Origin of the sequence: Spiroplasma apis B31 (genome assembly GCF_000500935.1) — a bacterium.
Lineage (GTDB): Bacteria > Bacillota_I > Bacilli_A > Mycoplasmatales > Mycoplasmataceae > Spiroplasma_A > Spiroplasma_A apis.
On sequence record NC_022998.1, the window covers coordinates 432,887 to 446,049 of the forward strand.

Genomic DNA, 13,163 nt, shown 5'->3' on the forward strand with positions numbered 1-13,163 from the left:
GATTACCAGTAAATATCTCTTTGATTGTCTATTTTTTAATTAGAATTAAATTATATGAATATTACAAAAACTTTGAATTGAAAGAAATTTGAACTTATGAATTTAATTTTGCAATTGAAAAGAATTTTAAAGACTATAAAAATGAAAACCATAGTCATTTTTTAAGTACATACATTCATTTTTTGTTATTGAAAGAAATTTTTATTTTGCGTTTCAATATTTTTAAAGGTAATAACATCTACAAATATTTTTTTACTAGCATAACCAAATTAAATAACATCTCTAGGGGTGACAAATTTAAACCTTCATATATTAATTAACAAGAAAAAAATATTTCGAAGGAGGTTTAATATGCTTAATAAAGTAATCGAAGTAAAAAACTTAAATAAAAAATTCAAATCAGGCTATGGTATATTTGATATTAATTTCACAGTTGAATATGGAAAAGTTTTTGGTTATTTAGGACCTAACGGTGCTGGTAAATCCACTACAATAAGAAGTTTGATGGGATTTATAAAAGCAGATAGTGGGAGCTCAAATATAACATATAAAAATAAAAATGAAGAGTTAATTAATGATATTGTTTCATATGATTCTTGAGTTGATTCAAACAAAGTACAAAGAAATCTAGGTTATGTTCCTGGAGAAATATCATTCCCAATTCATATGACAGGAATTGATTTGTTAAAACAAATATTTAGATTAAGAAACATGTCAGATTGAAATGATGTTAGAAAACTTATTGACTATTGAGAGTTTAATCCCAATATGAAAATCAAAAAAATGTCTAAGGGAATGAAACAAAAAGTAGCATTAGTTATTGCATGAATGCATAATCCAGACATAATTGTTTTGGATGAACCAACAACTGGACTTGATCCTTTAATGCAAGACAAGTTTGTTAAGTTAGTTCAAAAATCCAAAGAAGAAGGTAAAGCAATCATTTTATCATCACATATTTTCTCAGAAATAGAAAAGACATGTGATTATGTTGCAATAATAAAAAGAGGAAAAATAGTTTCTACTGTTGATGTCAAAGATATTCAATATAATGAAGAAAAAACTTATGAAATAAAATTCAAAAATGAAGTAGATGAACAAAAAATAATCTCTCATAAATGAAAAGTAAAAAGTTTTGAAAATAATATAATGTTTGTTGTCGTAGAAAATAAGGATATCAATGATTTTATCCAAACTATTTCACATAATGATATTGAGTTTATCAAAGAGCATCCTTTAGATCTTGAACAATATTTTATGAAATATTACCAAAATGAAATTGAAAAGGACGTTATTGAGAAATTAGATAATATAGAACTAAAGTCGGGTGCCAAAAAATCATTTGTTTCATTCGAACTTATAAAAGATACTTCAAGAAAATCATTTTGGCTATGATTCTTTATGACTATAATACCAACTATAATGTCTATTGTTGTGTTTTCGGTTATGTTTAACAATCAGTCGGTTTTAGATAAGGTTGCAAGCGGGGTTAGTTGAGAAATTATTATAAATGGGGCAATTACATCTTTGATTACAAGCACAACAGGAATTGCGTATTTATTGATTTTAGTATATCTTCTTGTAACTGGTAATTCCTTAGTAGCGGGTGAAGTTGAAAAAGGGACAATGGTAAATTTACTTACAACTAACCAATCTAGAAAAAGTGTTCTATTAACAAAAATGTTAACTTACATATCATTTTTAGTTCTAAGTATATTTATTCTGTTCATAACTTCTATTAGTACAATTGGAATTTTAGGAAAAGGTTCAGAAATTAATTTCGGATTAATAGGGATGTATTTCATTGGTTTATTTCTAATAATTTTATTGATGTCTTCAATCAGTTTTCTTTCAAGTTGTTATTTTAATAAATCAGCTTACTCTTTAGCAACAGCTGGAGGAATAGCTATTATATTTTATGTATTATATTTCGTAAGTAAAATTAATGAATCAGTAGAATTTTTAAAATACTTCTCATTGAATACTCTATTTACAATTGATTACACTGAAGTTGGTCAAGTTGGAAAGTATCTTGGACAATATTTATCTATGTTTATCCTTTCAATTGGTTTATATACTACTTCTTACTTCGTTTTCACTAAAAAAGACTTACCATTATAATATGGTTATCAAATATTTAGATAAAAGTTATTTGTAATTACCACAAATAACTTTTTTCTTTTTTTACAATAAATATTTATTCATTATATTTATCTTATATTAGTTATTTTTATCAAGTTTTAACTATTTGTAAGTTAATTTAATCGATGTAATGTAAAAAAATTCTAATATTTTAAAATATGCAACAAGTTTAGATATATTAATAGATTATATTTAAGACTTAAAATTTAAATAAAAATATTTTTTAAACAAAATATCAATTTACCATTTAACGCAATGTTTAAATGATTTAATTAATTATTGGTTCCTGCAATTGTTAACAATTTACATTAAACTGTCTCAATCAATGTTATGGCTAGGTAATAAATAAACATGTGTAAATTGGGAAATATAAACTCTAAACTAGTAATAGGTAAATATGATTTATCGATTATACAAGATGTCTTTATACTTGGCATAATATGTTTATAAGTTACTAAATGGGTATCTTTAGAATTTATGATAAATGTATAAATATAAAATAGATATCATTTCAATTTAGTTTATCGTCAAAATCTTATCGTCATAACCACATAAAACTTACTTTATATATTATGTTATAATTACCTTTGAATAAGGAGAAAAGTATGAGTGAAAAAATTTATCAAATAAATTCAAATCAAATCGGCGTTGTTAATTTTGATAAACCTTGATTTCTATGTCACTTTGAAATTGAGGGCGAAAAACCTGTTCAAGTATTTTTCCCAAGTCTAGAGCTAGGTGTAAAAAAAATCGCATTATTTTTTGAAGAAACTGTTATTAGTAAATGATTAAAACTAGGACCAATGGGTATTGAAAAAATAGAACGACTAAGAAAATACTTATTAACAACTTGATTCAATCCCGGAGTAGAAACTATGAGAGAAGCTATGTATGAACAATATGGTTTTCCTGAGTTTAGAGATAAAACTGGTGAACAACTGATTTATGACGGCTATAATTTCATGGCGGTTGTAATAGGTCATATTGCTTTAAGGTTTAATAAGTTACACTTTTATTTTGAGGGTTTCCATTTTTCTGGAAGAGTAGTTGACAAGTTCTTAGCTATCAACTTTTGAGACAAAGTTAAACAAGATGCATTAAATAAGAAATAAAAGAGTCCCACAATATTGTTTGTGGGACTTTTATCTATAAAGTTTTAATATGTCATTATTTTTTATATTCAAATATTTATTGGAATTTGGTGCTAAAACATAAATAGAGTAGGTTCCTTCTACATATCTAGTCATCTTATTCACTCTGAAATTAGAATATGTTTCTATAACTTGGTGTCTTTTGTCGCAAAAAACTAAATCGACTTCTTCTTTAAAACCAAAAGAATTAAAACCATGAGAGTTGATTATTCTAAATCCAGCTTCCATTTTTATTCTATCTTTGAAAAATAATGCTTCCATTTTTTGTTTGTAATTTTTTATAGTCCTTATGTATACATTTTTCAAGCGATTATTATGCATAAGTTGATGTGTAGCATCTTTTCTAGAAATTTGATCATAATTTTTTTCTGGTTTCAGTAACTTTAGAAACTCTTTAGTAAATCTATAAACAGACAATTTAATCACCCGTTTTAATTATAACTTATTTTTTTTAGTTATAATTAATTAAGAAAGAGGTATAAATATGGCAAATATAGCGGTTTTTGTTGCTACTGGTTTTGAAGAAACTGAAATGATAGCAACTGTGGATGTATTAAGAAGAGCAGAACAAATTTTTAAAGGAACTTTTCCAGTTATTGATATTATTTCAGTAAATGATAAAAAAAATATTAAAGGATCACATAACATAGAAGTTATGGCTGATAAAACAATTCAAGAGATAAACTTTGATGATTATGATTGCTTTGTTTTACCTGGTGGACAACATGGAACTGATAATTTAATGTCTTGTGATAACTTATTGAAAGGATTAAAAGAACAAGCAAAGTTAGGGAAAGTAATGGCAGCTATTTGTGCTGCACCTCAAATTCTAGGTTTCTTAGATTTAGTGGATGGCATAGAAGTAACTCATTACCCAGGATGTGATAAGTACTTAGATAAAGCGATAAAAAAACCACATATGAGTGCTATTGCAGACGGTAATGTAATAACAGGTAGTTCAATTGGTGGCGCTTTACAATTTGGTTTGCAAATAGTCGATCATTTTACTTCTACTGAACAAATGCTACACATCCACAAAACATTAGTGTTTAATTACTAATATCCCTTATGGGGATATTTTTTTTCTATTTCATTTAATAAGTGAGAAACTATTTTCAAAACATTAATCAGTGTAGAAACTTTTAAGTTATTTGATAAAATACTACAAAGTGAGTTGATTGAAAAATGAAGAAAATTTTATTCTTATTCAGTGCTTTTTATATGAGTTGCTTTACAATGACACAAACTATTGCTTGTTCAACAAAAAATAAATATCCTAATATCGATATATCTACTCCTAGTGACTTAGATAAAAACATAGCTGATTTACTAACTAAATTTAAAAACGAAGTTGGTTCAATAATCAAAAAAAGTTTAGATTCTGCCCAATCTAAACTTTTTGAGTATGAAAGTAACGCACAAAAAAATGACATTTTAAGAAGCGATACTTTAAATGAAATTAGTCGTAATAAGATTACAGATGAACAAAAACCACTTTTAATTAAGGACTTAAAAAATAAGATAAACTACAAAGATATGTCTAATGAGATAGAAAGTTTAAAAAATAGATCTGAGTACGATTTATTTTTAAATGGTATTAACGATATAATTAGTCCAATATCAATTGATTATGAAAGTTTTGAAATCAAAATGCCAAAGAAATTCACAGAACTTAAGATTATAAATGTTGTATTTGATTATACAATTGAAATAAATTATTTTAATAATTGACACACAAGAGACAACTTTAAGTTTACAAATAAGTTTAATTATTCACTTACCGATAGCAAAGATTTGGTTGAATGATGAGAAAATATTGTTAATAATTTAGTAAAAGAAGTTTGAAATCAAACCGATCTTACTTTCATAACACCTGAAAAACTGGGTATCACAACAGATGATAAATTCATTTCTAAAAATAGAAACCTATTTCCAAATTATATTAATAATGAAGTTTTTGCAAAAGAAGTTACCCAATATTTTGACAAGAAATTAGACTCAAAAAATAAAATCAAAAGTAGTTTTAAAAATTTTAAAAATATTTATTCTGATGTTGAATGAACAAAGGAATTAAATGCTAATAGTGCAAGTACTTATGATTATAAAGATGGAAAAACAGGTCAAAAAACCTATGATTTTATATTTCGTGATACTTCATCAAAAATAGATAAAGTTATTGGCAACTCAAATTATAGTTTTGAGGAAGGTATATATAACTATATAAATTCGGAGTCAGAAAAATGATTAATAAATTATAAAAAAGATCTTGATGTTCAAATTAATAAATTATCTCTCAACATCAATAAAACAAATTCTATAAATAAGCTTGGATACATATATTTAAAAGGTTTACAAATTAGCTTTGATGATTATACACAAGAATTACCTACAATTAAGTTATTTTCATCGTATTCAATTAACAAAAATGAAAATATATATGTTAACAACAAAAAGATAGAAAATTCCGACTTACTAAGATCGATTTATAACAATGTTTTGAGCGGAGTGAAATCCTTTAAGAATACTTTTGGTATTAGAAAATCAAAGTTTTCTTATCCACTTAGCGCATTCACGGGATCTAATCCTTCTCTTAATAAAAATATATGAGATATAGCCGTAAATGAAATTGGCTTTACAGATGGTAAATTATTTTGATGACTTTATGAAGAAATAAATAATGTTTTATCCCTAACACATTCTTTATTAAAAGAGCAATATAATTATTTATTAAAAAATGGTAATCAAGATAACTATAAATGAAATTTTGGAAGAAAGACCTATTTTACTTATGGTTATAGAAATACCACTGACAAAAAAGGTTTTTTTCTTGAGGCTTTTGTAGCGAATCCATCTTTAGAAGGTGTACCCGGTGGTTTAGCTGCTGGAGAAAAAGCGGTAGAAATAGATTATAAGCTTGATTTTCTGAACCTGATATTTAATTCATATGATGGTTGACGTTGGCAACCAGCTGGTTCAAATGTTATTCAACGAAATGGTACGCGTATATTTGAAAGAGTTACCTAAAAAATTTTAAATGCTTTTTTATCATCTAAAAATATGATAGCTAGTAACAAAATAAATAACTTTTGAAAAAAGTTATTGATGCTTGATTTAATCTCATTGATTTTGGTTTATGTTAAGCTGAATTATTTGGCTCTTTTTAAAAATAACCATTGCATAAATCTAACCATTATTGTGGGTAGATTTTTTTTTTTTTTGTCATACTTGCCTTGTATCAAAAAAAAACATATTCATATAAGGAGAATTTTTTATGAAAAAACTTATGTCGATGTTGGGGGTTTTATCCTTGACAGGGTTAATAGGTACACAAATAGTATCTTGTAGTACAAAAAATAATACTAAAGTAGACCCTACCGAACCTGAAAAACCTGAAAAACCAGGAACAGGTGAAGAAGAGTCAATAGATAAACTAATAGAAGAATTTAAAAGTGATATAAATAAAATTGTGAGTGATGAGCTGAATGCAACAAAATCAAATTTGTTTGAGCTTGAAAGTCATGCACAAAATAGTTCATTCTTAAAAAATGACGTATTAAAAACAATAAAAGGAAATAACATAACAGATCAACAAAAAGAAGCCTTAATTAAAGACTTAAAAAATAAGATTAATTATAATATAATGGATACTAAAATACAAAAACTTAAATCTAATCCTGCATATGATATATTATTGAGAGATATTGAAAAAGTTCTTCAAAGAATTGAAATACCTACCGACACCATTAAAATAAAATATACAGAAGATAAATCTACAATCAAGATTTCTAATATTACCTTCGATTATTCAATAGTAACTAACTTCAAAAATAAAGATAGAGTAACAGAAGAGTATAAAGTTAATAATAGTTTTAATTACTCTCAAACAAATAATGAAAAAATAACTGTTTGATGAGAGAACTTAATGGATGAACTTGCTAATGTTATTTATGATAAATCTGATATTACACATTTAACATCTAAAAATTTACAAGTAAATGATGTTAATGATAAATTTTTTACAAATAATAATAAATATATTTCAAACTATATTAATAACGGTAAATCAGCAGAAACAATTCTAAAACTTATTGATAACAACAATGAGCTAAGCCAGTTTGGTAAACTTTCTTTCAAAGATCAAAAAGACATTTTTTCTAGAGTTGAATGAAACTTACAATTATCCGCTAATAATAACTCAACTTTTTATAATTGGAAAGACAAAGATTTTAATGGGAGAGGTTTATACGATTTGATTTTTAGAAATAAGTCAGATTTAATAACAGAGCAAATGGGAGAAAAGGATATTAAAGTTGAGAATGCTTTATATTACCATTTGAATAGAAGTATAAATTATTACACTTCGGGATTTAAGAATAATGTCGAAAAACTTGCAAAAAAATTGAAAATTGATAATACAACTAGTTATTTCAATTCTGCAATAAAATTTGGTTATATATTTTTCTCTGGCCTTAAATTAACAATTGGAGAAAATTATACACAAGAGCTTCCGGAATTTAAATTATTTACATCATATTCAATAGATGAAACAGAAAATATTTATGTAAATAATAGAGGTTTTGTAAAGTCGCCACTTAACAAATCTATTTATTACAATGCTTTAAAAGGCATAAACGCATACAAAGAGATATTTGGTATAAAACCTACTAAATATCAATACGCTTTAGCTGCATTTACTGGTAAAAGCGAAAAAATAAAAGAAAATTTATGAGATTTGATTTATAAACTAGCACCTTCTAAAAATGAAGGAAAAATATATATGGATAAAAAATTGTCTGATATTATGAGTCTAGACTTAAATCAGTTAAACAAATATAAAGACTACTTGTTAATGTTAGGTAATCAAAGTACATTTAAATGAAAATTTGATAGAGACTATCATATTGTAATGAAAGCCGATGACAAAATTAATAGGGGAATTTATTTCTTTAGATACATTGTTAATGATGATTTAAAGAATGAACCTAATGGCGCAGCAGCTGGAGAAACAGGGATTAATATAAGATTCAATTTAGACTTTTTAAATTTGAATTTCTATTCTACTGAAGGATGAAGATGGCAGCCTAAATATCCTAGTGCATTTGAAAGATATGATACTGCTATTTTTGAACAAGCATTCTAATTTTATAAATTATCTTACTAAATAAGTACATTAATAATACACTACGAGTTGATTCTAAAATAGAATTTCTTCTGAATGAATCAACAATAATTGTCACTTTTGTGTCGCTAAATTTATAATATGATTATGAAAGCAAGTAACTACTTTGTTAATTGCTTTTTTTTTTTTTTTTGTTATCTTCTTCATTGTATAAATAAAGGAGATAATCGTGAAAAAGCTTTTAACTATTCTTGGTTCCTTGTCTATGGCAAGTTACTTTGGTATTCAGATTATTGCTTGCAGCACAAACAATAAGGGCGAGGATGGGATCGATAAAGAACCACCAACTACTGAAGAAGAGGAATCTTTGAATAAAATCATAGAAAAGTTTAAGTATGAAGTTAGCACTATTATCAATAAACAAGTTGAAAATACTATTTCAAATTTTTTCGAACATGAATCAAATGCAATGAAAAATAGTTTTTTAAAATATGATTTGTTAACAAAAATTGAAAATAATAACTTAACAGATCAACAAAAAAAAGACCTAAAAACAGATGTAAAACATCTTGTAGATTATAAAACTATAGAAAATGAGATACAAAATCTAAAGAATGAAGCATATTATGATTCAATTCTTAAAAACGTAGAAAAAGTCTTGAAAGATATAGAATTTGACTTTCACACATTAAAAATAGATTTTCCTAAGGATAGTGAAAAACTGAAAATCATTAGCGTTCGTTGTGATTATAAATTTGTTGCTAATTATGAAACAAGAGATCATTTTATTGAAAGTTATAATGTAAAAAATACAATGAAATACTCTCAAACAAGCGACACTAAAATAGTAGGGTGATGAAAAAACTTAGTCGAAAATTTAAAAAATGAGGTATTTGAAAAAGCAGAGTTGACGCACTTGAATGCTAATCTTTTAGGAATAAAACAAGAAAAAGATGATAAGTTTTTTAATAAAAGTAGTAAATTGCTACCAAACTACGTAAATACAAATACTTTTTCAACTCAAGTTCTTAAATTTATCGATAAAAATAGTTTGTTAGAAGGTCAAGGTGAAATAAAATTTAAAGATAACTCAAATCTTTATAAAGAAGTAGAGTGAGTTGAGGAACTTGTTGCTAACAAAACCACAGACTACAACTGAAAAGATAATAAAGAAGGTCAAAATTTATATGACTACATTTTTAGAGATAAAAAATCAACTGATACAAAATCAGTATCAGGTACTCAAAAAACAGTCGATGAAAGTTTATATAACTATATAAATGCAAATGCATCAACATGAGTTGATTCACACAAAGAAAATACTTTTGATTTCTTAAAAAAAATTAACTTAAAAACAGACACCGATGCCGTTAAATCAGCTAATAAGATTGGTTATATTAAACTTACTGGACTTCAATTTCATATAGGTAAGAATTATGTACATGATTTACCCGATTTTAAATTGTTGACCTCTTATGCAATTGATGAAAAAGAGGATATTTATCAAGAAAATAAAACAATTGAAAACTCAAAATTACTCTCTTCGATTTATTTCAATTCATATAATGGAATAAAATCATATAAAGAAACGTTTGGTATTAGAGAAACTAAGAATGATTTAGCTTTAAGTGCGTTCACAGGAAAAAATAAAAACATAAATAAGAATTTCTGAGATATAAGTAAAGATTATTGAACCAATTCTGATAATTATATTTATTTTTCCTCAAAAATTTCAAAAACATTTGGTCTTGTTTTAGATGAACTTAAACCATTTAAAAATTATTTATTATTAAGTGGAAATCAAAACATATATAATTGAGATTTTGGTAAAAACGCTATATCATTAAAATACTTTGACGGAGATAAAAAAGGATTATATTTTCATAATTATGCAGCAAACCCATCCTTAGAAGGTGTACCTGGTGGTGGAGGGGCCGGTGAACAAAGTATCAATATACGTTATCAACTTGATTTTATAAACTTAAAATTTAATTCACAAGAAGGATGGCGTTATAATCCAACAACCCCAGGTAGCATTACTAGATATAATACTTCGGTATTTGAAAAGGTAGATAATTAGTATTTTTAGGTTAAATTATATTGTATTGAATTCAATATAATAATTCATATAAAAACAACTAACACATTGAATTTGAAAAAAAATACCCTTATAATAAAAGAGTAATTAATAGTCACTTTTATAAGCCTACATAAAGGGTAGGCGTCTCTACGTTAGACCTATCTAACTCTATTAGTGCTATTACTGTAAGCATTTATTTTTAAACGTCTCTATTAATTACACTTATAAATTTGTTTATTTGTGTGAGACGTTTTTTTCATCTCGCATTTCAAATAAAATAGTCTAAGGAGGACTTATGGATAAAATCAAAAAAAATGATGATTTTAAAATAAATAAAACAAAGGGTGAGCTTGATGAATCAATCAAGCGCAGAAGTTTCTTTAAATTTGATTATTTAAAGACTACTTTCAAAAAAGAAATAATTGGTGGTTTCAGTACATTTTTAGCAATGCTTTACATTCTTTCAGTAGAACCAGATATATTAAGTAAAGCTAAAAGTGTTGTAGAAGGTGGAGCAAACATGAATGCTGGTGGTATTTTTGTTGCAACAGCCGTGTCTGCATTTATTGCAACTTTAGTAATGGGTTTATGTTCTAATTTACCTGTTGGACTAGCACCAAGTATGGGTTTAAATGCAATGTTTACATTTAACATAGCAAACAACGGTATTGGATATGAAGGTGCTTTGATTGCAACCCTAATATCTTCAATATTATTTACAATTGTATCAATTACAAAATTAAGAGCAATATTAATAAGAAGTATTCCTCACTCATTACACTTAGCAATTGGTGTAGGAATTGGTTTTTTTATAGCATATGTTGGATTAACAAACATTGGTTGATTCAAAACTAGTGGAGGAATTCCTTCAGCAGAATTATCAAATTTCAAATTAAATTACCCAGGTATAATACTAGGAACAGTAATTTTATTTGGATCAGTTTTATTATATTTCAAAAAATTTATTGCACCAGTAGCAGTTATGATGCTTGGTGGATTTATATTAGCTATTATATTAGCAAATACAACAAATGATCAAGCTGTACAAGAATCATTTAAATCTGCTAAATGAGTGGGTTGAAACTATGATGACTTTGATGGAGTTTGATATAACTTGAAAAATACATTTACTCAATTTGGTAATACAAATATATGAAATAAACCTATAATTTATGTATCAATATTTATATTTGTTATATTAAACTTTTTCGATGCAACTGGAACATTAAAAGCTATAAACATCGAATATAATCGTATTACTGGTTTAAATACTGAGTTAACACAAAAATCATTGATTATCGATGCAGGAGCTACAATTGGTGGATCTTTACTTGGTGTCAGCCATATGTCAGCTTATGTAGAAAGTTGTGTTGGTATATCTCAAGGTGCAAAAAGTGGATTTGCAAATATCATAACATCACTTTGTTTCGCATTAAGCTTAGCATTGTTCCCAATATTTAAAATGATGCCAAGTTGTATAAGTGGTGCAGCTACTGTTTTCATCGGAACTGTAATGATGAAATCAATTATAGACATTGAGTGAAAAAAACCAGAAATTAGTCTTGGTGCTTTCTTGTCAATAATATTTATGATAACAACATACTCAATAGCAAATGGTATCGCACTTGGGTTAATGGGTTATACTATCGGATGTATTGGTACTAAAAAAACCAAAGAAATACACCCTCTATTATGATTCTTGGATGTAGTATTTATTCTATACTTTATTGCCTACGCATTCATTCAATAAATATAAAAATATTAAGGAGAAATATGGAATTTAAACATAATCTAAAATTATTAATTAGCAATAATGAAATACAAGAAAAAATCAAAGTTTTTGCTAAAGAAATAAATGAAAAATATAAGAATGAGACTTTAACTGTTATAACAATTATGAATGGAGCTGTATTCTTTTTTGCAGATCTTGTAAAACTATTTGAAATGCCTATAAAAATGGATACAATTGTTGTTTCTAGCTATTCAGGTACTAATTCCACTAAGGAATTAAAGTTTCATAAAAAAGTGATAAAACCAATTATTGAAGGCCAACATGTCTTGATAATTGAGGACATCATCGATACTGGAATAACAATGACTGGAGTTTATGAATATCTAAATAATTTAAATCCAAAAACATTAGACATTGTAGTTTTGGCAACTAAGAAGGAAAACCATCCTGAATTCAAATACCCTTATAAGGCACTATTTGAAGTACCAAATAAATTCATAGTTGGGTATGGTTTTGAAATTGATGATCTTTATCGTCAACTAGATTGTGTTTATACTGTCGAGGATTAAAAAATTAATAATAATAAAATTAAAAAACAAGTTTTTATAAAAAACTTGTTTTTTAATTTACCTCATTAATACATACTTTTATTTGTTATGAAATCGATATTAATAACTTACTAACACATTGTACATATTCCATTGTAAATATTTGTCGACTTCTATAGACGGCTTCTTATAAATTAGTATATTTGATAAGTTTCACTTTCTAATAAGTCACCATATTAATGTATAATAAAAAAAATAAGGAAAAAAAAGACTACAAATAGAATATATCGATTACTTAATTTAAGATAGTGTGATTTGTTAGGTAGTGTTTTTGTTTTTTGTCACATTAATAATGAACAAAAAATTCCAAATTTTAAAAGGAAATAAAAGG

9 protein-coding genes are annotated in these 13,163 nt (G+C 26.1%); 8 read left to right on the plus strand and 1 reads right to left on the minus strand.

The genetic code is table 4. The annotated features are described in order from the left end of the window. Positions 1-351 precede the first annotated feature (351 nt). Both SAPIS_RS05400 and SAPIS_RS01950 read left to right on the plus strand, forming a co-directional pair. Positions 352-2,121, plus strand: coding sequence for an ATP-binding cassette domain-containing protein (locus SAPIS_RS05400; RefSeq protein WP_023789155.1), 1,770 nt, complete (start codon positions 352-354; stop codon positions 2,119-2,121). Between the two features lie 626 nt (positions 2,122-2,747). After that, a complete protein-coding gene (locus tag SAPIS_RS01950) occupies positions 2,748-3,254 on the plus strand; it encodes a hypothetical protein (protein WP_023789156.1) in 507 nt (168 codons plus the stop codon). 30 nt (positions 3,255-3,284) lie between these two features. On the opposite strand, the gene SAPIS_RS01955 is transcribed toward SAPIS_RS01950, so the two are convergent. Next, on the minus strand, positions 3,285-3,710 hold the full coding sequence (locus tag SAPIS_RS01955; protein WP_051372140.1) for a hypothetical protein: 426 nt from the start codon (positions 3,708-3,710) through the stop codon (positions 3,285-3,287). A gap of 67 nt (positions 3,711-3,777) precedes the next feature. On the opposite strand from SAPIS_RS01955, the gene SAPIS_RS01960 reads away from it, so the two are divergent. The 6 genes from SAPIS_RS01960 (at position 3,778) to SAPIS_RS01995 (ending at position 12,793) form a co-directional block, all read left to right on the plus strand. Next, positions 3,778-4,353: a DJ-1 family glyoxalase III gene (locus SAPIS_RS01960; RefSeq protein ID WP_023789158.1), complete on the plus strand. Its 576-nt coding sequence runs from the start codon at positions 3,778-3,780 to the stop codon at positions 4,351-4,353. 125 nt (positions 4,354-4,478) lie between these two features. Further along, positions 4,479-6,317, plus strand: coding sequence for a hypothetical protein (locus SAPIS_RS01965; protein ID WP_023789159.1), 1,839 nt, complete (start codon positions 4,479-4,481; stop codon positions 6,315-6,317). Between the two features lie 247 nt (positions 6,318-6,564). After that, positions 6,565-8,433: a hypothetical protein gene (locus tag SAPIS_RS01980; RefSeq protein ID WP_023789160.1), complete on the plus strand. Its 1,869-nt coding sequence runs from the start codon at positions 6,565-6,567 to the stop codon at positions 8,431-8,433. A 208-nt stretch (positions 8,434-8,641) separates the two neighbouring features. Continuing rightward, complete coding sequence (locus SAPIS_RS01985) at positions 8,642-10,492, plus strand: hypothetical protein (RefSeq protein WP_023789161.1); 1,851 nt, start codon at positions 8,642-8,644, stop codon at positions 10,490-10,492. Between the two features lie 295 nt (positions 10,493-10,787). Continuing rightward, positions 10,788-12,242, plus strand: a complete 1,455-nt coding sequence (locus SAPIS_RS01990; RefSeq protein ID WP_023789162.1) for an NCS2 family permease — start codon at positions 10,788-10,790, stop codon at positions 12,240-12,242. Positions 12,243-12,265: 23 nt separating this feature from the next. Further along, complete coding sequence (locus SAPIS_RS01995) at positions 12,266-12,793, plus strand: phosphoribosyltransferase (RefSeq protein WP_023789163.1); 528 nt, start codon at positions 12,266-12,268, stop codon at positions 12,791-12,793. The last annotated feature ends 370 nt before the right edge of the window (positions 12,794-13,163 follow it).